Annotated in this window: 22 protein-coding genes and 1 riboswitch; of the genes, 10 read left to right on the forward strand and 12 right to left on the reverse strand. The window is 39.4% G+C overall.

What is annotated here, in order from left to right; translation table 11 throughout:
* Positions 1-132: 132 nt before the first annotated feature.
* Positions 133-1,080 carry a DNA-binding domain-containing protein gene (locus tag ACJYYY_RS10380; protein WP_051456852.1) on the forward strand — a complete coding sequence of 316 codons (948 nt, stop codon included), beginning with the start codon at positions 133-135 and terminating at the stop codon, positions 1,078-1,080.
* A gap of 79 nt (positions 1,081-1,159) precedes the next feature.
* Here ACJYYY_RS10380 and ACJYYY_RS10385 read toward each other — a convergent pair whose 3' ends face one another.
* From ACJYYY_RS10385 to ACJYYY_RS10395, 3 genes are read right to left on the reverse strand one after another with little or no spacing between them, the layout of a single operon-like run.
* Positions 1,160-2,095 carry a metal ABC transporter substrate-binding protein gene (locus tag ACJYYY_RS10385; protein ID WP_035313632.1) on the reverse strand — a complete coding sequence of 312 codons (936 nt, stop codon included), beginning with the start codon at positions 2,093-2,095 and terminating at the stop codon, positions 1,160-1,162.
* A gap of 12 nt (positions 2,096-2,107) precedes the next feature.
* Complete coding sequence (locus ACJYYY_RS10390) at positions 2,108-2,932, reverse strand: metal ABC transporter permease (RefSeq protein WP_156921128.1); 825 nt, start codon at positions 2,930-2,932, stop codon at positions 2,108-2,110.
* 12 nt (positions 2,933-2,944) lie between these two features.
* Positions 2,945-3,634: a metal ABC transporter ATP-binding protein gene (locus ACJYYY_RS10395; RefSeq protein ID WP_408868914.1), complete on the reverse strand. Its 690-nt coding sequence runs from the start codon at positions 3,632-3,634 to the stop codon at positions 2,945-2,947.
* 223 nt (positions 3,635-3,857) lie between these two features.
* Here ACJYYY_RS10395 and ACJYYY_RS10400 point away from each other — a divergent pair, with 223 nt between their 5' ends.
* From ACJYYY_RS10400 to ACJYYY_RS10410, 3 genes are all read left to right on the forward strand, one after another.
* Positions 3,858-5,522, forward strand: a complete 1,665-nt coding sequence (locus ACJYYY_RS10400) for a peptide ABC transporter substrate-binding protein (RefSeq protein ID WP_408868915.1) — start codon at positions 3,858-3,860, stop codon at positions 5,520-5,522.
* Between the two features lie 217 nt (positions 5,523-5,739).
* On the forward strand, positions 5,740-7,401 hold the full coding sequence (locus ACJYYY_RS10405; protein WP_408868916.1) for a peptide ABC transporter substrate-binding protein: 1,662 nt from the start codon (positions 5,740-5,742) through the stop codon (positions 7,399-7,401).
* Positions 7,402-7,708: 307 nt separating this feature from the next.
* On the forward strand, positions 7,709-9,373 hold the full coding sequence (locus tag ACJYYY_RS10410; protein WP_051456858.1) for a peptide ABC transporter substrate-binding protein: 1,665 nt from the start codon (positions 7,709-7,711) through the stop codon (positions 9,371-9,373).
* Positions 9,374-9,416: 43 nt separating this feature from the next.
* Here ACJYYY_RS10410 and ACJYYY_RS10415 read toward each other — a convergent pair whose 3' ends face one another.
* The 3 genes from ACJYYY_RS10415 to ACJYYY_RS10425 form a co-directional block, all read right to left on the reverse strand.
* On the reverse strand, positions 9,417-10,736 hold the full coding sequence (locus tag ACJYYY_RS10415; RefSeq protein WP_035313636.1) for an APC family permease: 1,320 nt from the start codon (positions 10,734-10,736) through the stop codon (positions 9,417-9,419).
* 112 nt (positions 10,737-10,848) lie between these two features.
* Positions 10,849-12,153 carry an RNA polymerase factor sigma-54 gene (gene rpoN, locus ACJYYY_RS10420; protein WP_035313638.1) on the reverse strand — a complete coding sequence of 435 codons (1,305 nt, stop codon included), beginning with the start codon at positions 12,151-12,153 and terminating at the stop codon, positions 10,849-10,851.
* A 124-nt stretch (positions 12,154-12,277) separates the two neighbouring features.
* On the reverse strand, positions 12,278-12,790 hold the full coding sequence (locus ACJYYY_RS10425; protein ID WP_051456859.1) for a PadR family transcriptional regulator: 513 nt from the start codon (positions 12,788-12,790) through the stop codon (positions 12,278-12,280).
* 222 nt (positions 12,791-13,012) lie between these two features.
* Here ACJYYY_RS10425 and ACJYYY_RS10430 point away from each other — a divergent pair, with 222 nt between their 5' ends.
* Positions 13,013-13,498: a VanZ family protein gene (locus tag ACJYYY_RS10430; protein WP_408868917.1), complete on the forward strand. Its 486-nt coding sequence runs from the start codon at positions 13,013-13,015 to the stop codon at positions 13,496-13,498.
* 118 nt (positions 13,499-13,616) lie between these two features.
* Here the strand turns inward: ACJYYY_RS10430 and ACJYYY_RS10435 are convergent, their stop codons facing one another.
* The 3 genes from ACJYYY_RS10435 to ACJYYY_RS10445 all read right to left on the reverse strand — a co-directional run bounded on the left by ACJYYY_RS10435 (position 13,617) and on the right by ACJYYY_RS10445 (position 15,694).
* A complete protein-coding gene (locus ACJYYY_RS10435) occupies positions 13,617-14,150 on the reverse strand; it encodes a chromate transporter (RefSeq protein WP_035313642.1) in 534 nt (177 codons plus the stop codon).
* Positions 14,150-14,710, reverse strand: coding sequence for a chromate transporter (locus ACJYYY_RS10440; protein WP_035313644.1), 561 nt, complete (start codon positions 14,708-14,710; stop codon positions 14,150-14,152). The genes ACJYYY_RS10435 and ACJYYY_RS10440 overlap by 1 nt, the downstream gene beginning before the upstream one ends.
* Positions 14,711-14,839: 129 nt before the next feature.
* Complete coding sequence (locus ACJYYY_RS10445) at positions 14,840-15,694, reverse strand: DUF2653 family protein (RefSeq protein WP_035313646.1); 855 nt, start codon at positions 15,692-15,694, stop codon at positions 14,840-14,842.
* A gap of 197 nt (positions 15,695-15,891) precedes the next feature.
* Positions 15,892-16,005: riboswitch (SAM riboswitch) on the forward strand.
* A gap of 88 nt (positions 16,006-16,093) precedes the next feature.
* On the opposite strand from ACJYYY_RS10445, the gene ACJYYY_RS10450 reads away from it, so the two are divergent.
* The 4 genes from ACJYYY_RS10450 (at position 16,094) to ACJYYY_RS10465 (ending at position 19,845) form a co-directional block, all read left to right on the forward strand.
* A complete protein-coding gene (locus ACJYYY_RS10450; RefSeq protein ID WP_035313648.1) occupies positions 16,094-16,909 on the forward strand; it encodes a MetQ/NlpA family ABC transporter substrate-binding protein in 816 nt (271 codons plus the stop codon).
* A gap of 20 nt (positions 16,910-16,929) precedes the next feature.
* Positions 16,930-17,952 carry a methionine ABC transporter ATP-binding protein gene (locus ACJYYY_RS10455; RefSeq protein WP_035313650.1) on the forward strand — a complete coding sequence of 341 codons (1,023 nt, stop codon included), beginning with the start codon at positions 16,930-16,932 and terminating at the stop codon, positions 17,950-17,952.
* Positions 17,945-18,604, forward strand: a complete 660-nt coding sequence (locus tag ACJYYY_RS10460; protein WP_408868918.1) for a methionine ABC transporter permease — start codon at positions 17,945-17,947, stop codon at positions 18,602-18,604. The genes ACJYYY_RS10455 and ACJYYY_RS10460 overlap by 8 nt, the downstream gene beginning before the upstream one ends.
* A gap of 443 nt (positions 18,605-19,047) precedes the next feature.
* The gene (locus tag ACJYYY_RS10465) at positions 19,048-19,845 is read left to right on the forward strand and encodes a MurR/RpiR family transcriptional regulator (RefSeq protein ID WP_035313654.1); all 798 of its coding nucleotides are present in this window, start codon (positions 19,048-19,050) and stop codon (positions 19,843-19,845) included.
* Between the two features lie 37 nt (positions 19,846-19,882).
* On the opposite strand, the gene ACJYYY_RS10470 is transcribed toward ACJYYY_RS10465, so the two are convergent.
* From ACJYYY_RS10470 to manA, 3 genes are all read right to left on the reverse strand, one after another.
* Positions 19,883-20,569: an N-acetylmannosamine-6-phosphate 2-epimerase gene (locus ACJYYY_RS10470; RefSeq protein ID WP_156921129.1), complete on the reverse strand. Its 687-nt coding sequence runs from the start codon at positions 20,567-20,569 to the stop codon at positions 19,883-19,885.
* Positions 20,570-20,576: 7 nt separating this feature from the next.
* On the reverse strand, positions 20,577-22,112 hold the full coding sequence (locus ACJYYY_RS10475; protein ID WP_035313657.1) for a PTS transporter subunit EIIC: 1,536 nt from the start codon (positions 22,110-22,112) through the stop codon (positions 20,577-20,579).
* Positions 22,113-22,569: 457 nt separating this feature from the next.
* A complete protein-coding gene (gene manA, locus ACJYYY_RS10480) occupies positions 22,570-23,532 on the reverse strand; it encodes a mannose-6-phosphate isomerase, class I (protein ID WP_035313661.1) in 963 nt (320 codons plus the stop codon).
* 103 nt (positions 23,533-23,635) lie between these two features.
* Here manA and ACJYYY_RS10485 point away from each other — a divergent pair, with 103 nt between their 5' ends.
* Positions 23,636-26,464, forward strand: a complete 2,829-nt coding sequence (locus tag ACJYYY_RS10485; RefSeq protein WP_035313663.1) for a sigma-54-dependent transcriptional regulator — start codon at positions 23,636-23,638, stop codon at positions 26,462-26,464.
* Positions 26,465-26,514 lie beyond the last annotated feature (50 nt).

Below are 26,514 nucleotides of genomic sequence, written 5' to 3' on the forward strand. Positions count from 1 at the left end.
TTTTACTGTCATTTAGTCTTTTGTACTAACTCTTTATGTTTTACAAGCTAGTAGTCGTATGGCAGAATGAACGTATCCTAACGAATATTATTTTATTTAATAAAACATTACCTTAGATTGGAGCGATAACAATTGAAAAAAACAGAACTCATTTCATTTTTTTTAGATTTAAGAGATTTTCCAACAGACAAAAAAAAACATAGTAACACCAGGCTAAATGATTTAACAATCAAATATGGCATTGATTTCGAAACTGCATCGAAATTCAATCAACTACTCAGTGATACTTATACTGAAATTGAACAACGAGGCGGTATCGAAAAATATCAACATTCTGATATCAGCTGGTTAAAGAGTGAGTTGGAATTATTATTACTCGCCTATCATTTCTGCTCAGATCAAGGCCTTAAAATCGCTGACATTTCAGTAATGCTAAGCGCTAACGAAACAGCAATCTTCCCCAAAACACCTAGTCAATTACAAAACACTTTTTATAAATTGAAAAAGCAGCTCATTCAAGTTGAAGATATCCATAAACGCAAACCGGGCCGGAAACGAAAATCAAAAGAAGAAAAATCAGCACAACAAAGAAGAAAATTACAAAACAAACAAAGAGAAACACACAGCTATTCGAATCCCGAAATCGTCCGCCTTTTTTCCGATACAATGAACAATATCCAAATACTTTCGCATAACCCAGAAAACGCTGAAAAAATAACAGATGTTCACCAACTAATTAATGGTTTACACACGCTTTCAAGCATTGCTGTTGCTACATCAAACGCTCATTCTGCTCAAGCAAATACTATGAATGATTATATGCGCTTAAAAAGTCGATTGCTCTCGTTAGAATTAGAACTCGATCAAACGAAACAACAACAACATTCCTTACAACATCTTCTTAGCCAATACCTTTTCAATGGAGAAACAGCTTCATTGATAAGTGAAACAGCTTCATTGATAAGTGAAACAGCTTTTCAACAAAAAGCTCATAACTTATTGGCTACACAAGGTATTACGGAGGAAAACTATCAACAATTCGAATATTTTTCTGATGGTTTCACAACACAAAACACATAAAAAAGATACTGTTGTTCTCCATACGGGAGCAACAGTATCTTTTGCGTTAGAAGCTTCCTTTTCAGATAAATAATTAAACTTATTTTAACCCCTCGTAAATTTGCGTGATGTTCCACTCCATCATCGCTAAGTAGGTCGCTCCCGATGAGCCTTGTACACCTAACGAATCTGTATATAACTTCCCTTCATTAATCGGCACCTTCGTTTCTTGTGACAAGGTTGCCATGCTCTTTGGATTGACACTTGTTTCGACAAATAGTTTCGGTATTTTCGTCGCTCTTGTTAAATCAATAATCCGCGTTAATTGCGCTGGTGTCCCTTCATTTTCGGAGTTGATTTCCCAAATATACTCAGACTTCAAACCATAAGCCTTGCTAAAGTATTTAAAGGCACCCTCACTCGTAATTAACACGGCTCGTTCAGTTGGAATCGTCGCCAGCTTCATCCGGGCTTGTTGATCGACCTTTGTTAACTTATCCTTATAAGCCGTCGCCTTTTTCTGATAACTGTCTTTATGCGTTGGATCTTTTTGCGCGAGTACAGCTGTAATATTATCAATGTAACGCATCCCATTGTTGATATCGAGCCAAGCATGTGGATCCTTTTCTTTTTTTCCATTTAACGTAATTGCTTTAATCCCTTTAGAAACTGCAAAAGTGACCTCATTTTCTTTGTCTTTTTGTTGGGTACTATCAAGTAATTTAGTAAACCACCCATTACCGACTTCCAAATTGAGGCCATTATAAAAAATAAGCGCAGCCGCTGCTGTTTTGGCCGTATCAATCGGTAAGGGTTCGTATTCATGGGGATCTTGCCCGACCGGTACAATACTATGTACCGAGACATGTTCACCGCCAACCTGTTCAACCATATCTTTTAAAATCGAATTGGTCACGACCACTTGCATCTTATCAGCCGCTGTTTCTGCTGTTTTTGACGAGGCACAGCCTGTTAGTAACAGCGTCAAACAGGCGATAACTATTAGCAAACCAGCTGTTTTTTTCTTAAAAGTCATTTTTATCTCCCCTTAGCTTTTAATCCGACGGATCGAACTTTTTTTTGACATTAGAAACGCAACGACAAAACACACGGCTGCACACATCACAATACAAGGACCCGAGGCAAGGTTATTCACAAAGCTCACATAGAGTCCGACGACTGCACTGAGCACACCAATTGTTACCGCTAAAAAAATCATTTGACCGAGTTTATTTGTTAATAAGTAAGCGGTTGATGCTGGGATAATTAACATTGCAACCACTAATATCACACCGACTGTTTGTAAGGCGACAACTGTCACTAACGTCAGTAATACCATCAAAAAGTAATGAATAACCTTTGTATTAACACCATAACTTTTAGCAATTATCTCATCAAAGGTGCTCACCGCTAATTGTTTATAAAACAAACTGACTAACACAATGACTAACAAAGTCACGACTAAGGTGACCCATAGGTCGGTCCGTTGAACAGCTAAAATATTACCAAATAAAATGTGATATAAATTAGTTGAACTTTTAGCAATCGTCACTAGAATCATTCCCAATGCTAAAAATGAACTTAAAATTATCCCAATTGCGGCATCGTTTTTCAAAGGACTACGCTCCGTAATGAACCCAATCCCTAAGGCAGCTAGTATTCCAAATACAGTCGAACCAATCAAAAAGTTAATGCCTAACATGTATGAAATGGCAACACCTGGCAAGACTGCGTGTGAGATGGCATCACCCATTAACGACATTCCACGCAATACGACAAAACTACCAATAATGCCTGAACTGATGCCGACTAAAATGGCTGTAATTAATGCCTGTTGTAAAAAGTTATACTCGCCTAACGCTTCAAAGAAAATCGAAACCACCTCCTATAAATTAATTGCGATACCGTATGCTTGCGCGATTGTTTCGCTCGTAAATACGTCAGCAACTTTGCCGTGAATCGCTGTCGTTTTATTCAATAACAGAACATCTTCAAAGTACTCCTGCACCTTCGTTAAATCATGATGCACAATTATGACGGTGTGCCCCTGTTGCTGTAAGCTGTGAATACGATGCATAATAATTTTTTCACTCACAATATCAACGCCTGCGAACGGTTCATCCAACAAATAAACATTAGCTTCTTGCACCAATGCTCTCGCAATTACAACTCGTTGCAATTGACCTCCGGATAAAGCAGAAATTTGTCGTTGTGCATAATTCTCCATCTCGACCGCAACTAAACTTTTTTTCACAGCTGCACGCTCTTTCTTACCCGGTCGTTGAAACAGCCCCAATGAGGGATAGGTTCCCATTAAGACCATATCAAATACCGTAATGGGATAACTTAAATCAATTGCTTGTCGCTGAGGCACATATGCCATTTTAGCGTCGAAATCATCGTAGGTGATAACCCCATCACTTGGAACTAATCCCACAAGCGCTTTTAAAAAAGTTGATTTCCCCGCACCATTGGGACCAATTATGCCCGTTAACACACCTTTTCGAAGCGTGACGTTAATATTTTCTAACACGGTTACTTGGCCATAAGCAACTGACAAATGTTCTACTTTCATAGCTCCTCCTTTTGTTAGTCTTGACTAACTAAGTTTCCCAAGACCAACTTAATCATATTATAGCGTGTACGTTTTCAAAAATAAAGCAATAACCTCCAGGAGACTTTTGTTAAATATTCAGAAAATTCTCATTTAACTATTTACAGACTATTCTGAATAATGTATAGTTGTAGATAACACTATCTTGAATTGGGATAGATGAACGCTAATTGGGGGGATAATCATGACATTGAGAGCATTAGGAAAAAAAGGCACCATTGCAACATCAGTCATCATCAGTGCCGTATTATTAGGGGCTTGCGGAAGTGATTCGGCGACAGATAGTAAATCCAAGGAGACGGCATCAAAGATTAAACTAAGTTCACAAACGAACATTTCTTACATGGATTCTCGCCTTGCAACAGATGAAACGAGTATTTTAACGTTAAATCAAACAAACGAAGGGCTTTACAGCTACGATTTAAAAGGAAAATTAATTCCAGCTGCAGCAGCGAGTGAAGCGACGACCAATAAAGATAAAACCATCTACACCTTCAAATTACGTGATGATGCACATTGGAGCAACGGCGATGATGTCACGGCTGACGATTTTGAATTTGCTTGGAAGAGTGCTGTTAATCCTAAAACAGGATCACAATACTCTTATTTATATGATGGTGTTGTCAAAAATGCGACTGACATCATTGCTGGTAAAAAAGATGCCGCTGAATTAGGCATTGAAGCGATTGATGACGAAACACTAAAAGTAACACTCGAAAAACCAGTACCTTACTTTGAATCGTTACTTGCCTTCTCAGTCTTCTTCCCATTGAATGAAGATTTCGTGAAAGAACAAGGTGCTGATTATGCTAAAAGTAGTGAGAACATTCTTTTTAACGGACCTTACACAATGAAAAATTGGGATCCAACATCTGACACTTGGACATTAACAAAAAACAAAAAGTATTGGGATGCTAAAAATGTAAAAACCGATACATTTGTCTATAACGTCATTGCCAACTCAGGGACTGGTGCCAACTTATTTGAAACTGGTGAACTTGATCGTGCCGAGTTAACAGGTGACTTTGCCAAACAATATAAGAGCAACGACAACTTCGTGAGCCGCGCTGGCGCTTTTATTTATTACGTTAAATTCAGTCAATCAGTCGATGTTGCTAAAACAGGCCTAGACAACGTTAACTTACGTAAGGCCTTAAGTGCCGCGATTGACTCAAACGGCTTAACAGAACACGTTTTATCAAACGGTTCTATTCCTGCTGAAGGGATTGTTCCTGCTGATTTTGTCGCTAACCCTGAAACAGGTAAAGATTTCCGTGAAGATGCTGAACCGGTCATTAACTTTGATGCCGACGCTGCTAAAAAATATTTAGCACTCGCTAAAAAAGAAACCGGTAAATCAAGCTTTACAATTGAACTGCTCAATGATGATGCCGATGGTAGTAAACCAACAGCTGAGTACATTCAAGATCAATGGCAAACAAACTTACCAGGTGTAAAAGTAACATTGAAAACATTGCCTTATAAGAGCCGTCTTGAACTAAATGCATCGGGTGACTTCCAGGCACAACTGACTCGTTGGGGACCAGACTATCAAGATCCATCAACCTTTATCGATCTCTTTAAAACAGGATCATCTTATAACATGATGGATTACAGCAACCCAACCTTCGATGATCTATTAGTTAAAGCATCAGTTGATGAAGCAACAAAACCAGCTGATCGTTGGAACACGTATATTGAAGCCGAAAAACAATTAATCAAAGAAGATGCAGCTTCAGCTCCGTTATACCAAAATGCTGTTGCATCGTTAGAAAATGCGAAACTTAAAAACTATGAACGCTTCCCTTACGCTAGCACGATGTTGAAATATGTTTATTTAGAAAAATAAAAGTGCAGCAACCTGATAAAACTGTCGGAAGTGCAATCGAAAAAGTCAGCCCACTAATTGCGGAGCTGGCTTTTTCGATTTATGAGAACGATTAACCCCGACCGATTCCTTTTTTAGTAATTTATTTATTTTTATTTACAGAATATTCAGACTGTTATATAGTTGAAAGCAACACCATAAACAAAATGATATAACTATCTGAATTGGAGGAATATTAATGACAAAGACCAGCATTCGCAAAAAAGCACTTGTAGGGAGCTCAATTGTAATGACCGCCGTACTATTAGGAGCCTGTGGCAATAGTTCGGCCAATGAATCCAACAGCTCCAAAACAGCTTCAAAAATAAAATTGAGTGCTCAATCTAACATTGCGATGATGGACTCACGTGTCGCTTCAGACGAAACAAGTATCCAAGCCTTAAATCAAACAAACGAAGGGCTTTATAGTTATAATCTTGATGGAAAACTCGTTCCAGCAATTGCTGAAAAAACAACCACAAATAAAGCTAAAACAGTCTACACCTTTAAGCTCCGTGAAGATGCGGAATGGAGCAATGGTGAAAAAGTCACCGCTGCTGATTTTGAATATGCTTGGAAAAGCGCAGTCGATCCAAAAACAGCGTCAACCTATACTTATTTATTCGATGGTGTTGTGAAAAACGCAAGCGACATCATTGCAGGCAAGAAAAAAAATAGTGAGTTAGGCGTTGAAGCCACCGCTGCTGATACGCTAAAGGTAACGCTTGAACGTCCTGTTCCCTATTTTGATACTTTATTGTCCTTCTCAGTCTTCTTCCCCTTAAACGAAAAATTCGTAACAGCACAGGGTGAAAAATACGCCCAAGATAGCGACCGCATCTTATACAATGGCCCTTATGTCATGAAAGATTGGAAACAAGCCTCCGATTCATGGACGCTTACTAAAAATACGAAGTACTGGGACGAAAAAAATGTCAAAACAAAAACATTTGTCTATCACCTCCTTGAAAACTCAGGCACAGGTGCTAACTTATTTGAAACAGGTGAAATTGATCGTGTGCTCTTAACTGGAGACTATGCCAAACAATATAAAACAAACGATAACTTCGTGAAGCGAACCGGCTCATTTGTTTATTATATTAAATTCAATCAAACAAAAAACACAGCGGTAACCGGCTTAGATAACCTCAATTTACGTAAGGCACTGAAAGCTGCAATCGATACGAAAAGCTTAACTGAGCATGTCTTATCAAATGGTTCCATCCCCGCTGAAGGGTTCATTCCGAAAGATTTCGTTGCTAATCCCGATACAGGCAAAGATTTCCGAGAAGATGCCGGTGCGGTAACGGCCTATGATGTTGCTGCTGCTAAAAAGTATTACGCAAAAGCAAAAGCTGAAACTGGCAAAGACAGCTTTACACTCGAATTACTCAACGATGACACCGATGGCAGTAAACCGACAGCCGAATATATTCAAAATCAATGGCAAACAAACCTACCTGGTGTCAAAGTCGAAATCAAAACTGTCCCAAAGACAAGTCGACTTGAACTCAACACTAAAAAAGACTACGAAACTCAATTAACAGCTTGGGGACCAGGCTACCAAGATCTCACAACTTATCTTGATACCTTGAAATCAGATGCAGTCAGCAATTCTATGGGCTATAACGATAAGGCTTATGATGAGCTCATCACAAAGGCTGCCGTCGATTATGGCACTGAACCATTAAAACGTTGGAACACTTTTATTGAAGCCGAAAAACTAGCCGTGCAAGAGGATGCCGCATTAGCACCTCTTTATCAAAACGCACTTGCGTCACTCGAAAATCCTCAATTAAAAAACTTCAAACGTTATCCGTATGCTTTAACAGCTCTAAAATACGTGTATTTGGAAAAATAATTCAGTATTGACTTACTAGTTTATAAACGATATTACCTTGTAGTCAAAGTCGCTTGCATTATTTTCGCAGAACAAGAAGTTTAATTCGACTTTGTCTACAATCTAACACCTTGACCTCGTCAAGGTGTTTTTTGATGATTCACTATGTTCTTTTGAATATAAACATCACGTGACAACCATTATTACAATGATAAGCATTATATATCTTATCGTTATCATGGAGATTTTTCAATTCAAATTAAGCGTTTACATTCATACTCTTATAAGGTAGGCTAAATTTAAATCCAACATCTTAGGAGGAATCACAATGACAAAGACCCCTTTTTTACGGCGCCTACTAATTATGACCGCTATCTTGATGCTAACGCTTTTAGCTGCCTGCGGTAGTAACGACACTACAAAAGCTGTTAAACCAGCAAAAGAAGAGGATACACCGATACGCCTATCCGTCTCATCCCCGATTACAACCCTAGATCCTCGTTTAATTGCTGACCGTACGAGTATGGAACAATTAAACCAAACCAATGAAGGCCTCTATTCCTATAATGCCGATGGCCAATTAACACCGGCTGTCGCAGAAGATTTCCCTAAACTAAATCAAGAACGCACGGTTTACACCATTCCCCTCCGTAAAAACGCCGTTTGGTCAAATGGCGATGCTGTGACTGCCAAGGATTTTGAATTTTCCTGGAAAAGCGCGATTGAACCTGATTCAGGTTCGCAGCTCACTTACATGTTTGATGGTTTGTTGAAAAATGCCACAAAAATTCTCGAGGGCAAAGCAAAGCCTGAATCATTAGGTGTAAAAGCACTCGATGATTACACACTCGAAGTTACATTAGAACGACCCGTTTCATACTTTCCTCGCCTACTACCATTCACAATTTTCTATCCGATTAATGAAAAGTATGCCACAAAAGAAGGCAGTAAATTCGGAACAGACTCTGAACATATTCTCTTCAATGGTCCCTATAAGCTAACTAACTGGGAACAAGCATCTAACTCATGGAAATATGAGCTAAATAATACGTATTGGAATAAAAAAGCCATTAAAACAGCGAATTTCACTTTCGATGTCGTACCTGATTCCAATACTGGGGCCAACTTATTTGAAACAGATAAATTAGATTTTGCTGAACTTTCAAGCGAATTCGCGAAACAATATAAAGATAACCCAAACTTCAAAGTGTTCCCAGGTGACACAACCCAATTCGTCCGTTTTAACGAAAAATTCGAAACAGATAAAACACATCTCGACAACACCGATCTTCGACTTGCTCTATCGCTCGCAATTGATCGTAAGACCTTAGTCGACAAAGTGCTTGATAACGGTTCAACGGCCACGGAAGGACTTGTACCGGCTGGTTTTGTTGAGAACCCCGTAACAAAAGAAGATTACCGTCAGCAAGCCCCTGCCGTTGTTCATTTTGATACGCAGAAAGCACAGACTCATTTAGCAGCTGCAAAAAAAACAACCGGCAGCTCTACCTTCACCATTGAATTATTAACAGATGATGGTGACAATTCAAAAATCGTCTCGGAGTACATTAAATCACAATGGGAAACAAACCTTGAGGGTGTCACCGTTAACATTAAACGCGTGCCACTTAAAAGCAGACAAGAGCTCGATCAAAACGGTGAATACCAAGCGCAAATAACCGGGTGGTCACCTAACTACCAAGATCCTCTTACCTATTTAGAAATATTCAAAAGCGATCAACCTGGTGAATCAATGGGCTACAAAAACGACACATTCGACCAGTTAATCCATGAAGTTGAAACTACACTCTATGATGATGAAACAGCACGCTGGGATACGATGGTTGCTGCTGAAAAAGTTGTGATTGAGGACACTGCTGCCGTTGCACCACTTTATGTCAATTCGGTCGCCACACTCCAAAATCCAAACTTACGAGATTACAAATTACACCCTTATACCTTATTGGCATTACGTTATATGTATTTAAAATAAAGACAAAAAAACTGTAAGTTGCGATTGCAACTTACAGTTTTTTTTACGCCTTTTTACGATGAATTAATAAATACACCGGAATCCCGACTAAAACAATCGCGATTGAAATGATAACTCCTTTTGGATCAGCGACCATTTGGCTCCAAATAATGTAAACTGAACCTAAAATTGCTACAATCGGCGTGATTGGATACAACGGTACACGATAGCTGCGTTGAGGGCCATTCTTATTCCGACGTCGTAGAATAAAGACACCGATAAAGGCAAACACATAAAAGATATAAATAACAAAAATACAGATGACTGATAAATAATCCGCATCGAAAAAGAGCATCATAATAATTGAAATTACCATCACAGTCGCAATCGCCATTATTGGTGTGTTCGATTTTGGATTAACATACGCTAACTGTTTTGCAAACGGCAGATCTTTTTCTTTTGCCATCGCATAAACAATCCGTGGAAAGGTCATAATCTTACCGTTTAAACAGCCTAATATTGAAATAATAATAGCAATATTTAATAACTTCCCACCAATATCACCAAAGAGTAAGATTGCAACAAAGGGTGCCGCTTTCTCACCTTGTGCAACAATCGTATCTGCGGGTAGCATTTTATAAATCGCAAGGTTGATGAGCATGTAACACCCCATCACGACAAATAATCCAATCGTCATTGCCCGTGGCAATAATTTCTGTGGGTTTTTCAACTCACCTGCCATGTTCGATAATAAAATCCAACCATCGTATGCATAAAGTGTCGCTAAAATCGCTACACCAAAGCTACCAGCTGTCGTCGAAGTTGCGTGTGATAACACCTGCCCAAGAGCCGCTTCATCCCCTTTTAATAGTCCAAAGATGACAATCGCTACAATTGGAACCAACTTACAGACGGTTGTAATAATTTGTGCTTTTGCACCATAGTTTGTGTTGATCATATTCAAAGCCATCACACATAAAGAAGCAAAAATAGCGATTGGTACACGCCACTCATCACCTACACCAAAAAATTCAACAAACAAAACAGCTAAGTAAAGACTCAATGAAGCGATAATCGCAGGACCATAAATGACAATTTGCATCCATCCTGAAAGAAAGCCCCAAATCTTACCATAAATATGGCTCATATAAATGTATAAACCACCTGTATAAGGTAACTGTGTTCCGATTTCAGCAATCGTAAGACCCGCAGCAATCGTTAAAATTCCACCGGCTGCCCAGGCTGCTAAAGCCATATTTGTATTTCCTACTTCTGAAAGCACTGACGCCGGTTTAAAAAACACACCTGAACCAATGATTGTACCAATAATTAATGCCAAGGCAGACCAAATGCCAAGTGTCGGTTTTAGTTCATTTTCTCTCACAGCTTTCCTCCATTGATTAGTTATTTTGCTCGTTAAAAACAATAAATTGATTATAGCATACTCTATTACGATAAAGCAGTTCCACTTTTTTCCCTCTGATTGCTAAAGTTGATTAATACTGTTTACGCTGTATTGTCCCTCCGATATTCAACTGGAGACGGTACTTTGCGACTGTTCGTCGTGAAATTGTAATCCCTTGTTTTTTCAGTTGATCGGTAATTTTTTGATCAGATAGCGGCTTACGCTTATCTTCTTCTGCGATGATACTGCTAATCATCGATTGTACCGTTTTATTCGACACCGTGTTTGCTGAAATACCAGTCGTGAAAAAAGAGCGTAACTCAAACACACCAAAACTCGTTTCCAAATACTTATGGTTTACCGTTCGACTAATGGTTGATTCGTGTACCTTCATTAATTTTGCAATCTCTGCAAAAGTTAGCGGTATTAACGGATGGTGCTCCTCATAAAAAAACGCTTGCTGTTTTTCTACAATTGCCTGTGTCACCGTCACAATAGTACTTTCTCGTTTCGCCAGCACCTGCTGTAACCATTTGAAATCAGCTTTTTTATGTTTTAAATAGGTCGTCACCTCCGCTTCCGTGTGATGGGAAACAGACTTAAAATAAGTGTCATTAAAGGCAACTTGTGGAATTCCTGCCTTAATCGGGACAATCTGTAGTTGTCCCTCACTCTTTGTGACACGTACATCAGGTGAAATATACACATTGACTTCTTTGTTATAGCGTCTACCAGGAAACGGTGTTAACGTTTTAACATACTCTGATATCTCAACAATCGCTGTGATTGACAGGTTTGTCGCCATTGCAAGCTCTTGCCATTTTTTGGTTGTGAACAAGTCAAAGTAGTCACTGATTACTCGATAGGCTTGTTTAGGTGCCCGTACATCACGATCAATTTGCAGACAAATACATTCACACAGCGTACGTGCTCCGATACCAGCCGGGTCTAATTGATGCAATAAAGTTAACGCATTTTCAAACTCAATCGCAGTCATTGGCAATGCCTCAACTAGTTCATCGTATGTAATCGTTAAATAGCCCTTTTCATCTAAGTTTCCAATTAATAATAAGACAATCTCTCTTAACTTCATTGGCCGCATGCTTAACATCACTTGTTCTTTTAAAAACATCGCTAAATCAAACGATTGATCGGGCAACTGAGCAATATAATCCTCATCTGAATGATATCCCCCTTTATCTTGATAACGATCTTTATCTAACACACTTTTTTGATCGATCGTTACTTCTAAAAAAGGATTATCTAATGCCTTATCTTCTAAATAAGCTGTCAATTCTTCCTTATTGTATTGCAACACCTTGATGGCTTGTTGCAATTCCTGTGTCATTCGTAACTGCTGTTGTTGTGTTTGAAGTGCTTTAAATTCTAGCTTCATAATTGCTCCTTCATCAAAACGTAGTCTCGTTACATTTAATGTTAGATACTTCAATTGCTAATGTCAATAAAAAGAAGGAGCTAGCACAATGCTAACTCCTTAAACTTTTGAAAAAAATGTGTATTTATAGTTTCTTCATCATTTGTTTCGCCCATTTACGACTAAAATGTAATTCCTTCATTTCGCTCTCCAGTAAACCTTTAACATGTACATTATCGGCAGATTCTTCCGCCCAAACTGATTTTTTATAGTTAATTAAGACTGTTAAATATTGGACATAATTAGCATAAATATTAACGGCATCATAATGGCTCACCCACTGAATCGCACTTAATTTCACTTTAAAATGCATCATATATAAATGTTTAAAATCAATGGGTTCAATCATTAATTTATGAAATTCAACCCGCCCACGCTCAGTTATACAATAATCTTTTTTGCTTTTTTCTTTATCTTTTGTTTTAACTTCCTCTATCCAACCTTTTTCGGACAATTCATGTATGAGCGGATAAAGTACACCCCAACTTATTTTCTTAAAAGGACCTAACACCTCATTAAGAACTTGCTTCAATAAATACCCGTGCATCTTTCGTTCCATTAACGTTCCTAAGATAAAGAGTGTATAAATTTTTTTCATAGTTGCCTCCTTAAAAATCGTATGTGCTAAAAGCAGTATACGCTGTTTTTTAAAATCAGCTACGAAATACACCAACTCTCTGTATTTCACCCATAATCATGTTAAAATGAAGAGTCTATACCATCCCTCCTCAGGACAGTTTAACTAATTAGTTTGTTACTGCTCTACTGACTACCTGCTGTTACATAATTTTAAAAATTGATGATAAGGAGTGCTTTTACTGTGAATGAAAAAAATATTAAAAAAATCACACTAGTCATCATGCTTTTACTAGTTAGTGGTTCGGTGTTTTATTCATCTTCACAACCATATGGGAATCAAACACTAATTCCATTTTTAGAGAAAGTCTTGCCATCTCAGCCCTTCAAAGAGGTTTTACAGAAGGTGGAATTTTATTACGGGGGGAAAATCGTTAGTGTTGAACAGAGTGGGTATTACAATTTCATTGAATTCTTCTTTCGCAAAGCAACACACTTTTCAGTTTATGCTATTATGGGAGCGATTTATATCTTAATTTTACATGCTTTTAATATGAAAAAGCAACTGATTTGGGCAGTGGCCCCGTTGACCCTAATCTTCTTTGCTATATCTGATGAATGGCATCAATCCTTTACTGCCAATCGGACACCTTTAGTTACCGATGTGATGATTGACACACTAGGTATTTGCGTCGGTATCATCGTTACACAATTGCTAAAAAAAGCTTAACAGCAACTAACTGTTAAGCTCCATCTTGTAGAAAAAGTTTCATCAAACGTCTTTTTCTGTGAAAATAGTTCAAGCGAACCCCTCAATTTATACGTTGCTAGATAAATTAATTTCACTTTTATGCGATGATTACTCCACCATATACAGCCGCGACTAGAATAACGAGGGCCGGATGCCACTTCAATCGTTCTAAGGCGATATAACTAAGTACGGCTAACACTCCAAATTGCAACCATCCCAATTGGCTCACGGCCGTTGCTCCCATTGTATAGGTAACTTTCCACATCAGCACTGCTACAACAGGTTGTACAAGTAGCATTACTCCGAGCAACACCTTTGATTTTTTATACTTATCCAGTTGTTTGAAGATGATAATCATTAAGAGCGCGGATGGGACAATCGTTGCTAAAATTGCTACACTCACACCGAGCACGCCACTAACAGGATAACCGACTGACGCTGCAATTTTCGTAGCAATCGGCCCCGGTAAAGCATTAGCTAGCGCAATCCCATTCGAAAAATCGGTTTCGCTCATCCATTGATGCTTATCAATAACTTCGTGATAAACTAGTGGAATCGAAGCTGGTCCACCGCCGTAACCAAAAATATTCGCCAGAAAAAACGACTTAAATAGTTCCCACAATAACAGCATTACTTAGCACCCCCTTTAGCGACACGATAATGTTGTGTGCCATAGATAATAAAGATAAAAATAACGAGGGCTGGATGAATATAGTACAGTAAGACTGCTGCTAAAACACAGGCAATCAATGTTAAAATAAAGCCTAGGCCTTCATAAGCCTTCTTCGCAAAACGATACCCCATTAATAAAAGCATCATAAACACAACTGGCGTTACAGCCGCAATGATGCCTTGCACGATTGTTGAATGACTAAGAACATTTGCCATCGATATAAAGGCAGCCATCGCGATTGTACTTGGTAATATATGCCAGAATACCGACCAAATAGCTCCGAGCCAACCTTTTCGTTCATAGCCCAGATGAGCTGCCATTTTTGTCGCGATTGGACCCGGCAACACATTCGCTATTGCTAACGTATTATCAAAGTCAGCTTCGTTCATCCAGTGATACTTTTTAACTGCCTCATGTTGAAACAAGGGCATCACCGACGGACCACCACCAAAACCTAAAATACCTGTACGTAACATCGCTAACATTAACTCTAGGTAGACCTTCTTCGTTTGTTCCATGCGTTCGCCTCCGTTCACTACTCAATATCTTCATTTTAGCACTGTCAAAACTAAATTCAAAGATGGATGACATTAAAAAGGCACTCCAACCATTTGTTAGAGTGCCTCAGCTTATTATTTCGCTACAGTTTAACTAATAACTGCCGTAATACCTGTGTTTTCATTGAAATTTAATTTAATACCCATATTAGGGTCTAAATCGGTTTCTTTTTCAGCCCAGTAGCGAATCGCTTGAATTAATGAGAAGTGATCGAGTGATTGAATGATGCTACCCGAAGTGTTTAACACCTCTGCGCCAAAACCTTTGTTTTCGTCATAGGTCAAAGATACTTGCATTTCATACATGTTAATTTGTTTCTCGTATGAAAAGAAATCGATAACCGCATTAGAAATATTATCTTCGTTTAACACAATATCGCTATCATCAGTCGTTGCTGACGCACCACCCATTGCATTTTGATAATTGGTTTGGACTTCCTCATCACGGTTCATGTGACGAGCATCTGTATAAGCACCTGCAGATGTTGCTTGAGCTTTTTTATTTTGACGCATGCGCGAAACGAGCATGATCACAAGACGAAGAATTACTAAAATCGCTAAAATATTAATGATCATCCCGATGATGTTACCAAACCCGCCCATGTTAGCTAATAAGCCTCCGAATAACATTCCGGCAAGTCCACCTAACATCATTCCGCCTAAGAAACCACCGAAACGACTTTTAGCCTTCGCTTTATTGGCCGTAACTGCTTTATTTGTTGCTGCTTTGTTTGCTGCTGTTTTTGTTGAGTTTGTTTTCACCTTGTTGCTATTGGTGTTATATGAACGGTTGGTTGAACGATAACCGCCACCTCGCATTTTGGCACTCACTGTTTTGACGGCAGACGCTTGATAACTGTCTGGAGTGACAAGATTAATCATCTGAGAGCCTACTGGTGTCATTAAAATAACCACTGCTGTTAAAATACTAATAATTTTCTTCAAAATTTTCCCCCTTATAATTTTCTATCTGACTTTATTTTACCATCTTTAGCAACGCTTCTCAAAAGATACGAACGACAGTCTGTTTTATTTTTCTGAAATATATTGACAGAATATTCAAAAGAGATTGACATATTGTTTTTTTGTCGCTATACTTTTAGTTATCACCTACAGTAGTAGGCCTTACAATTAAATAAGATTTCTTATCCAGAGTGGTGGAGGGACTGGCCCTATGAAACCCGGCAACCTATCAATATCAATTGATGAGGTGCTAATTCCAACAAAATCAGGTGACTGATTTTGGCAGATAAGAGAAGTAGCGTTTACCCGACTTCTCTTTTTGAGAAGTCTTTTTTATTACCTTTTTTTACCAATACACAGACAAACAGGAGGAATTATTTTATGAAAAAATTGACAAAGACACTCGGTTCACTCGTTATTTTAGCAGTTTTACTCACATTGGCAGCCTGCGGTGGCGGTAGCAAAGCACTCGATGATAAAGAAGTCACAGTCGGTGTTACCGGCGGCCCCCACGAACAAATCATGAAAGAAGTTGCCAAAGTTGCTAAAAAGGATGGCGTTACCATCAAGTTAAAAGTGTTTAGTGATTACAACACACCAAATACAACTTTAGATCAAGGCGAACTTGACGCCAACAGCTTCCAGACGTTACCGTTCTTAAAAAATCAAATCAAGTCAAAAGACTTTAAAATCACCGAAGTGTTTGCAACAGTTGCCTTCCCGCTTGGGATTTATTCTGACTCAATCAAGAGCATTGACGATATTAAGGAAGGCGATAAAATTGCCGTTCCTAATGACCCTGCCAACGAATTACGTGCCCTTCAATTATTTGAAGAAGCAGGACTTATCAAGCTGTCAGATAAAGCTGGTGAAAATACGACTAAAAAAGACATTGTTGAAAACAAATTAAACTTAGAAATCGTTGAACTTGATTCTGCTCAAGTATCAAAACACTTAGGTGAAGTAAAAGCGGCTGCGATCAACACAAATTTTGCCATGGGCACTGGCTTAAACATTAAAGACGATGCAATTTATCATGAGCCTTTAACTGATAACCCTTACCCTAACTATTTTGCTGTTCGTATCGAAAATAAAGATGATGCGATTGTTAAAAAGTTAAAAAAATACTACCACTCTGACGAAGTTAAAGCGTATATCGCTAAACAATTCAAAGGATCAGTTGTTACAACATGGTAATGATATAGGGGGACGAGAGCATGATTGAACTTAAAAACATTTCAAAAGACTATACTGTCGATAAAAAAGTGATTACAGCTTTAAAAGACGTCTCCGTCCAAGTTAATGCTGGTGAAATATATGGGGTAATTGGCTACAGCGGTGCCGGCAAGAGCACGCTCATCCGCTGTATTAACCTGCTAGAAACACCCACTACAGGGCAAGTTTTCATTGACGGTGTTAATTTACAAGTCTTAGATAAAATCGCCTTACGTCAAGCACGCCAAAAAATCGGAATGATCTTTCAAGGCTACAATCTCTTAACAACGGCCACTGTTTATGACAACATTGCGATTCCGTTAAAATTAACAGGTCTATCAAAAGAAGTCATCGCTGAGCGCGTTGAAAAATATTTAGGCATTGTCGGTCTTAGCGATCGAGCTACCGCTTACCCAGCACAACTATCGGGCGGACAAAAACAGCGGGTGGCGATTGCCCGTGCGCTCTCTCACGAACCTGAAATTTTACTTAGTGATGAGGCAACCAGTGCACTTGATCCAAATACAACCGAATCAATTTTAGCGTTACTGCTCGAAATTAATGAAAAACTCGGCCTCACTATCTTTTTAATTACACATGAACTGAGTGTGATTCAACGCCTATGTGATCGAGTAGCTGTGATGGAAAACGGTGAAATTGTCGAACAAGGAACAGTCGTCGAAGTGTTTACACAACCACGCTCAACTGTTACAAAAAGTTTCTTGAAAAATTCAGCGAAGTATAAAATCCCTGAAAAAATCGTCGGCGCGTTTGATCAAACAGGTGTCTTAATCCAATGTACCTTCGTCGGTGATGCAGCAAGTCAACCGGCTTTAGCTTATGTTAGTAAACATTTTAATGTCGTCCCAAATATTATCGCTGGTGGCATCGATCAATTTAAAAACGAAGCGATTGGGAATTTGATTGTCCACTTAGAAGGTCGCACAGCTGACATTACTAACACAATTACCTATTTAGAAAGCCAAGCCATTATCGTTACGAAAGAAGGTGTCCTTAATGTCTAATTTTTTCTCTGAATGGGGCCCCACGATTCTCGAAGGGTTGATTGCAACTTTACAAATGACTGCTATCTCACTCGTTATCTCGGTGATTTTAGGCGTGCCACTGGCGATTTTATTAGTACTTACACGTAAAGGTGGACACGCTGAAAATAAAATCACTTACACGATTGCCAATGCGATTATTAATATTATTCGCTCGATTCCCTTTATCATTCTGCTCTTCTTTTTGATTCCGTTCACAAAGTTAGTTGCCGGCACAACTATTGGAGTACAAGGGGTAATCGTACCGTTAGTTGTGTACTGTGCTCCCTATATCGCCCGTTTAATTGAATCAGCCTTATTAGAGGTTGATAAAGGGGTTGTTGAGGCCTATCAATCAATGGGTATCGCGACTTGGAAAATCATCTGGTTCGTGATGGTGCGTGAATCACGTTCAGCCATTATTCTAGGCTTAACCATTGCTACGATTGGTTTAATTGGTGCAACAGCAATGGCCGGTTTTGTTGGTGCTGGTGGACTTGGCGACTTAGCGTATCAATTCGGTTACCTCCGCTTCCAGCCAGGAATGATGTATGTCACCTTAATTCTCTTAATTATTATCGTTCAACTTCTGCAATCAGCCGGTAGCCTCATTGCCCGCCGCCTAAAGAAGTAAACATTGTTTTATTAAAAATAATACGAGATAAAAAGCGCTAAGCAAAACGATTGCTTAGCGCTTCAGATTGTAGAGAAAGTCGAATTAAATTGCGTTTACTTTGAACATTAGTTCAAGTGACTTTGGCTACAAGATAACTTGACTGAAAAGAAACGTTGTTATATCCTCGCGTTTAATCAGCTAACTTCTATGATATTTCATGGAAAAGTAGTGACGGGAAATAGTCGAGACGTTATTTTCTCCAAACATTGCAGTTTAGAACGGCTTTAAATTACTTTCGTACTAGTAGGCACGATGAGCGAGTGACGGAACGCGTACTGATGGTACGTAATCCCGAGCGAACAAGTCGTAACGACCTAGAACAGCGTTTATCTTTTATAGCAGGACTTCCATGTTTACGCTATACTAAAGCTATCTAGTGTCACGCTGAAAGGAGATCCTCGATGAACACAATGACCTTAGCTAATCGAATTGCCCGCAATTCTCGTGTCTTATCTAATAACGAACAAAAGATAGCTGATTATTTTCTTCACAATACCACGTCTGTCACGACCGCTTCAATCAGCACGTTATCTCAGGAGATTGGTACCTCGAATGCAGCAATTTCGCGATTTTGTCATAAGTTAGAATACCGTAGCTTTGCTGAACTAAAAACAATGTTATTACAAGAAACTGCCGTTGATACCGCTATCTTAGGTTCCAACCAAATTGTCTCGTACTACAACCAAATCTTGCAATCATCAGCTGCCCTCCTTGAATCAAAAGCCTTGATTGAATTCATTAATCATATCAAATCCGCCCAACGTATTCTCGTGTGTGGCATTGGCAGTTCAGGTTTAAGCGCAATTGAGTTTAAAAATCATTTAAGTCGGATGGGTATTAGTATCGATGCTGAAACTGATCCTCATCAAATGGTCATGCGCGCCAGTCTTCTCACAAAAAACGACCTCTTAGTCGTCATTTCAAATTCAGGTACAACAGAAGCCATCATCCGTGCCTCCGAGTTTGCTAAAGCGAATCAAGCGACTATTTTCGCCTTAACGATTAAAGATTATACCGCACTCACTAACAGTTGTGACGGCGTCCTCTTTACATCAAGCATTGTTCCCATTGCCGATGAGCGTTTTATCAATAGCCAACTATCGATTCACTTTATCTTCGATGTCATCTATTATCGTTTATTAGAAGATAAGACCTTCAAAGCGAATCGTGACCTGACGTTAGCTACTTTAAAGAAATAAAAACACCGCTACCATTAGGTAGCGGTGTTTATTTAACCTACTGTACTTCGTTCATCTCTGCTACAAATGTTTCCGTTATCAATTTAGGACGTGTAATCGCACTACCGACTACGATCGCATGAACGCCCAATTCTTTACAACGTTTCGCTTTCGCTGGTGTATCCACATGACCTTCTGCAATAATCGGCACTGATAAGGTTGCCAAAATTTCTTTTAGACGACTAAAGTCATCATCTTCGATATTATCACCAGACGACTGTTCAGTGTAACCCATTAATGTCGTTGAAACACAGTCAAACCCTAATTTTTCGGCTGTGATTGCCTCTGCGATTGTTGCCGTATCTGCCATCAATAACACATCAGGGTATTTCGCTTTTATGTTCGTCATCAATTGTGCTAATGTTTCACCATTCGGTCGAAGACGATCAGTCGCATCTAAGGCAATCATCTCACAGCCAGTCACCATCAGTTCATCAATTTCAGACATCGTCGCTGTAATAAACACCTGCGAATCTGGGTAATCCCGTTTAACAATGCCAATAACAGGCAAATTAGTATTTTTTTTAATTTCAATAATATCTACCTGTGAGTTCGCACGAATACCCACAGCCCCACCTAATTCAGCTGCGACAGCCAGTCTCCCCATAATATATGCACTATGAAGTGGTTCATCAGGTAATGCCTGACACGATACAATTAAACCTTTTTTTACACGTTCTAACATATTCATTTTATTCCGCCTCCATCAATTCTTCAATTTCATTTTTAACAACAGTCACTTGTGGTCCATAGATTACTTGAATACCACGACCGTTTTTCACAATCCCATTGCTACCAGTTGTTTTCAACTGCTCATCATCAACCAATCTTTCATCTCGGACAGTGACACGTAAACGTGTGGCACAACAATCAACGGTATCGAGGTTATCTAATCCCCCTAAGCCCGCAATAATGGCTAATGCACGATTAGACCCTTCAACTTTAGCTGCCTTCACTAACTTAGCTTCACGCCCAGGCGTCTTGAAGTTGAATTTTTTAATGAGGAACATGAAGGTAAAGTAGTAGAGACAAAACCAGACAATGCCGATGAAAATAACATATAGCCAGTTCGTTTTAGCTTCGCCTTGTAACACACCGAACAGTATAAAGTCGATAAAACCACCAGAGAATGTTTGACCAATCGTAATGTTGAATAAATCAGCCATCATAAAAGCCAGCCCATCAAAGAAGGCATGAACCACATATAAGGCCGGCGCCACAAACAAGAATGAAAATTCTAACGGCTCTGTAATTCCTGTTAAAAAAGAAGTGATTGCTGCTGATAACATTAACCCACCAACAATTTTTTTATTCTCTGGTTTCGCACAGCGATAAATCGCTAATGCCGCCCCAATCAATCCGAACATCATCGTAATAAAACGACCTGACATGAAACGTGATGTGCCTTCATAAAACTGTGTCACTGTTGGATCAGCCAATTGGGCAAAGAAAATGTTTTGTGTTCCTTGCACTAACTGACCGCCAACTTCTAAACTACCACCTAATGCTGTTTGCCAAAATGGCAGATAGAAAATATGATGCAGTCCAAATGGCCCTAATAAGCGTAATATAAATCCGAAGAAAAAGGTACCAATAGCCCCTGTGGCATTGACAATATCGCCCACTTTAAATATTCCCGATTGGAAGATGGGCCAAACAAAGTACATCACTACGCCAACAAAAATCGCGGTAAAAGCAGTCACAATCGGTACAAAGCGTGAACCTCCAAAAAAGCCAATGACCTGTGGCAATTCAATTTTATTGAAGCGATTATGTAATAAGGCCGTAATAATACCAATGACTAAACCACCAAAGACGCCTGATTCTAGCGTTTGAATACCTAAAGTCATCCCTTGCCCAACTGCTGCTAGACCATCAACTACGAGTTTATCCGATAAAATTAACAACGCATTAATGGTTGCATTCATCACGAGGTAACCAAGTAAAGAAGCTAACGCCGCCGTTCCCTTATCTGATTTAGCGAGTCCCACTGTTACTCCGACTGCAAAAATAACAGGTAAATTAGCAAAAACAATATTACCTGCCGCACTCATAATCGTAAAAATAGCTTGTAACCACGCAATATCTAACACTGGATATGCCGCGATTGTATTGGGATTCGATAATGCCCCACCAATCCCTAATAACAACCCTGCCGCTGGCAAAATAGCTATCGGCAACATAAATGATTTTCCAAACTGTTGTGCTTTTTCGAAAAATGTTTTCATAATTATTCCTCCATTCGAAAATGTTTTCGTTTATAATATACCCATTGAAAACGTTTTCGTCAAGTTGTTTTTCTGTCAACTTACAAAAAAAGCAGCCCCTCGAGGGACTGCTTCAGTCTGAAAGTCTAAAGAGACTTTATTTTCTTTCGAATTCTATACAGTGACTTTGTTTACGAGCTGATAAGACTGAATAGCAAGGCTTTTATGTCCTCTAGTTCAATCAACCAGAAGCTATCACCTTTCAGAAAAATGGCAGCGACGGTAAATAGTCGCCTTCATTTCTCTTCCAAGCTGTATGCTTCCAACCGGTTGACTTCACACTTTCGTTCTAGGCACGACGAGCGAGTGACGGTGCGCATACTGATGGTATGTAATCCCGAGCGAGCAAGTCGTAACGACCTAAAACAGCGTTTATCTTCAGTCTCAAGCAGCCCTTGGAGGGGGTGCTTCGTTACAATTAGCTATTTTTTGGACCTGGTGTTGAGGCAATCAATTCCATTTTACCCTTCAGCTCCCACTTTTTAACGGTCGCTGGAATAATAAAGTGGTCACCTGCTTTAAGATCAAATGAACGGTTGTCAATCCGAATATGACCCGTGCCACTGATCACACTTGCCAACGTATACGGACCAAAGGCTGACATTGTTGCCGTGCCTCGCACCACCCATTTATAAACGTTAAAGTAATCACTCTCAACTAAGGTAATCATGCTGATTGTTTCCGAAATAACCTTTGTTTGATGTGGCGCTACGACATGATGAGGCACAGTCGTCACATCGAGTGATTCCGTAATCTGCAATGGACGCTTTTGTCCGGTTGTTGCATCAACACGATCATAATCATACAAACGATAAGTCGTATCACTGCTTTGCTGCGTTTCTAAAATAACAATCCCCGCACCAATCGCATGTACCGTACCACTTGGTACGTAATAAAAATCGCCCGCCTTAACTTCAACGGAACGCAGTAAACGATCCCACTCACCATTTAAAGCCAATGTTTCAAATTGCGCTTTTGTTTTCGCCTTATGCCCATAAACAATTTTGGCACCCGGTTCAGCTGCGATGACATACCAACACTCTGTCTTACCTTGTTCACCTGCATGAGCTTGACCATAGGCATCATCCGGATGCACTTGTACTGATAAATCACTACTTGCATCTAAAATCTTTGTCAGTAAAGGAAATTCAGCTTGAGTAGAATCTGCAAATAAGTCACGGCGCTTTTCCCACAAACCCGCAAGTGTTTCACCAGTAAACATCGGATTCAATACCTTGGCATCGCCATTTTTGTGGGCACTAATCCCCCAATTTTCACCGATGTTTTTGGTTGTTTCACCATAACCAAACAATTCATGTAACTTATGGCCACCCCAAATTTTTTCATGTAATTCGCCTTCTAAAAAAATCGGTTCTTTCATGCATGTTCCTCCTCAAAGTATAAGACACTTACAATATCAGAATAGCTTTTTTCGTGTTAAAATACAAGTATCATAACAATCTGATTGTAAGGGGTGAAGCTATTTGAAAAGAAATGAACGCGTATTAGCACAACTTGAAACCTTATCGACTCACATCGATTTAGACACTTTATTAGCGACTGGAGGTATCACAGCCTTACAAATAGCCGAAGCAGTTAATATCCAACGCAATAATGTAAGCGCTGACCTCAATCAATTATTTCGCGAACAAAAATTAGTTAAAATTAATGGCCGCCCTGTTGGTTATTTAAGTCTCGCAGCTGCCGAACAATTACTCGGAACAGCTGTCACGACTTTCTTTTTCGACTCTTTGGAAGTGTTTTTGGCTGCACAACCAACTACGACAGCTGAATACGAAAAGACACCTTTTTCCGATTTAATCGGTGCCACAACAAGCTTACGCAATCAAGTTGAACAAGCCAAAGCAGCGATTCTTTATCCACCTAATGGCTTAGACACATTAATCGTTGGACCCACCGGTGTGGGTAAAACCTTATTCGCTAATATGATGTTTAATTATGCCCATCACATCGGCAAATACGCAGCTGATTCACCCTTCGTTGTGTTCAACTGTGCCGATTATTATACAAATCCACAATTGCTAATGTCCCATTTGTTCGGACACGTTAAAGGCGCTTTCACTGGTGCAGATACCGATAAACAAGGACTTGTTGAAAAAGCTCATCAAGGTATTTTATTTCTCGATGAGGTGCATCGTTTACCACCCGAAGGTCAAGAGATGATTTTCTACTTAATGGATAATGGTAATTATGCCAAACTTGGCGAGACCGAACGTCAACATCATGCCGACGTTCTCATCATTTGTGCAACGACCGAAAATCCTGAATCTTCCTTATTAAAAACGTTCGTACGACGGATTCCAATTATTATTAACATCCCGACCTTTGAAGAACGAGCAGCCAAGGATAAAATTGATTTATTACGTTTTCTCTTAACGACCGAAGCGCATCGAATAAAAAAACCAATTGAGATTGATACCGAAGCAACGAAAGCGTTAATTGGTAACACAACCTACGGCAATGTTGGTCAACTAAAATCCAACATCCAACTCGTCTGTGCCAATGCCTTCTTGCATTCCTTAAAAGATGACACCTTAAAAATTAATTTTAAGGATCTCCCTGCTGAAGTGAAGAATGGTTTCTTCCATCTCAGTGGCAATCGTGCCGAAATGCAAGAACTGTCTGATCATCTTAAGAGCGATGTCATCGTTTATCCCGATGATAATACAAAGTCGCTTATTAAAGACGACGCCTATGAGCCAGACTTTAATCTTTATAGCATTATCGAAGACAAGGTTGGTTTCATGGTCGACCAAGGCATTAAAGATGAAGAAATTAACCGCTTCATTGGGATTGATATCGACATCCATCTCAACTCATTTTATTCAAAGTTCCAGAACAATACCCAATCCCGTGAAAAAATGTTAAAGGTTATTAATGAAGACATCTTAAATTTCACCGAAAATATAAAATCAATGATTGAGCAGCATTTACACCGTAAACTCGATGAACGTTTCATCCTCGCCTTTGGTCTTCATTTAACGGCGTTCTTAAAACGTAATAAAGAACATAAAATCGTTCGCTACGCCAACATCGAAAATGTCGTGCAAGAAATGGCAACCGAATATGAATTATCGATTCAAATTAATCAGATGATTAAGACACACTTTAGTGTGTCAGTTCCAATGATGGAAACGATGTACTTAACCCTTTTAATTAATTCACTATTAAAAGATAATAAGTCGCAGCGGGTTGCTATTTTAGTAGCGATGCACGGCAGCAGCTCAGCCAGTAGCATGGTTAATGTAGTCAAAAAACTATTAGGCGAAAACAACATCGAAAGCATCGACATGCCCCTTGACCTCAGCCCTAAAAAAGTCTTAGATGATATGCGACGGGTTGTGCGTGAAATCGATAATGGCAAAGGGGTGCTCCTAATGGTTGATATGGGCTCCTTAACCGGCTTTGGCGATATCCTCACTGAGGAAACTGGCATCCCTGTCAAAACAATTGATATGGTGTCAACCCCGACTGTACTTGAGGCGGTTCGTAAAGCAACGATTATGGAAATGGATTTAGAGACAATTTACCGCTCCTTAAAAGACTTTAGAGGTTATGAAAATTATCTTGAGAAACCAACGACAACAGTCGCGATACCTGATTCACCTGCAGATAAACCACTTGCGATTCTGAGCGTTTGTACAACCGGAGAAGGAACGGCATTGAAACTCCAAACCTTTGTGGGCACCCTTTTGAAAAATATGGGTCGTAGCGATATTAGTATTATCGCAATGCCGCTACACGAGGTTGCCCAACGCCAAACAGAACTCGATCAATACCATATTTTATTATCGATTGGTATCGCCAACCCCAATGTTGGCGTACCTTTTATCCCACTCGAACAGCTCTTTGATAGTGAGGGTGAAGCGCTATTAAACCATTACATTCCAACAGCAACGCCACTAGTACTGGAACACATCAATAAGCCGTCGATGGTGCTACAAATGAGTGAAGAAAGTCTCAACGAGTTTTTAACGTATTTGAATCCGACAAAAGTACTGCCGTTGCTACTCGCTTTCGTCAACGATATTGAGCAGTTCGAAAACATTCAGTTAACTAACGGTCAAAAAATAAATCTGATTGTGCATGTCGGTTGCGCACTTGAACGAGCCGTTGTGAAAGAAACCCTTGCTTATTATGCGACAGCAAGTCCACAACAATTAAGCAAGCGTGGCGACTACCATACCATCGCCCAACATTTTTACAACAGTTTGAAAATTAACTTATCCGATGATGAACTGTATTACATCATGGATATGATTGCCGATACACTTACTATCCAATCACTTTAGTCTAAACACACAACAAGACACTGCCGTTTTCGATAACGTATTTGTGTCTT

The organism is Brochothrix campestris, assembly GCF_046058945.1.
In the GTDB taxonomy this organism is placed as follows: Bacteria; Bacillota; Bacilli; order Lactobacillales; family Listeriaceae; genus Brochothrix; species Brochothrix campestris.

Bases quoted from the DNA above. Each gene is read 5' to 3' on its own strand.
- ACJYYY_RS10385 (WP_035313632.1), bottom strand. From the start codon at position 2,095: ATGACTTTTAAGAAAAAAACAGCTGGTTTGCTAATAGTTATCGCCTGT.
- ACJYYY_RS10395 (WP_408868914.1), bottom strand. From the start codon at position 3,634: ATGAAAGTAGAACATTTGTCAGTTGCTTATGGCCAAGTAACCGTGTTA.
- ACJYYY_RS10400 (WP_408868915.1), top strand. From the start codon at position 3,858: ATGACATTGAGAGCATTAGGAAAAAAAGGCACCATTGCAACATCAGTC.
- ACJYYY_RS10405 (WP_408868916.1), top strand. From the start codon at position 5,740: ATGACAAAGACCAGCATTCGCAAAAAAGCACTTGTAGGGAGCTCAATT.
- ACJYYY_RS10410 (WP_051456858.1), top strand. From the start codon at position 7,709: ATGACAAAGACCCCTTTTTTACGGCGCCTACTAATTATGACCGCTATC.
- rpoN (WP_035313638.1), bottom strand. From the start codon at position 12,153: ATGAAGCTAGAATTTAAAGCACTTCAAACACAACAACAGCAGTTACGA.
- ACJYYY_RS10425 (WP_051456859.1), bottom strand. From the start codon at position 12,790: ATGAAAAAAATTTATACACTCTTTATCTTAGGAACGTTAATGGAACGA.
- ACJYYY_RS10435 (WP_035313642.1), bottom strand. From the start codon at position 14,150: ATGCTGTTATTGTGGGAACTATTTAAGTCGTTTTTTCTGGCGAATATT.
- ACJYYY_RS10440 (WP_035313644.1), bottom strand. From the start codon at position 14,710: ATGGAACAAACGAAGAAGGTCTACCTAGAGTTAATGTTAGCGATGTTA.
- ACJYYY_RS10450 (WP_035313648.1), top strand. From the start codon at position 16,094: ATGAAAAAATTGACAAAGACACTCGGTTCACTCGTTATTTTAGCAGTT.
- ACJYYY_RS10455 (WP_035313650.1), top strand. From the start codon at position 16,930: ATGATTGAACTTAAAAACATTTCAAAAGACTATACTGTCGATAAAAAA.
- ACJYYY_RS10460 (WP_408868918.1), top strand. From the start codon at position 17,945: ATGTCTAATTTTTTCTCTGAATGGGGCCCCACGATTCTCGAAGGGTTG.
- ACJYYY_RS10465 (WP_035313654.1), top strand. From the start codon at position 19,048: ATGAACACAATGACCTTAGCTAATCGAATTGCCCGCAATTCTCGTGTC.
- ACJYYY_RS10470 (WP_156921129.1), bottom strand. From the start codon at position 20,569: ATGTTAGAACGTGTAAAAAAAGGTTTAATTGTATCGTGTCAGGCATTA.
- ACJYYY_RS10475 (WP_035313657.1), bottom strand. From the start codon at position 22,112: ATGAAAACATTTTTCGAAAAAGCACAACAGTTTGGAAAATCATTTATG.
- manA (WP_035313661.1), bottom strand. From the start codon at position 23,532: ATGAAAGAACCGATTTTTTTAGAAGGCGAATTACATGAAAAAATTTGG.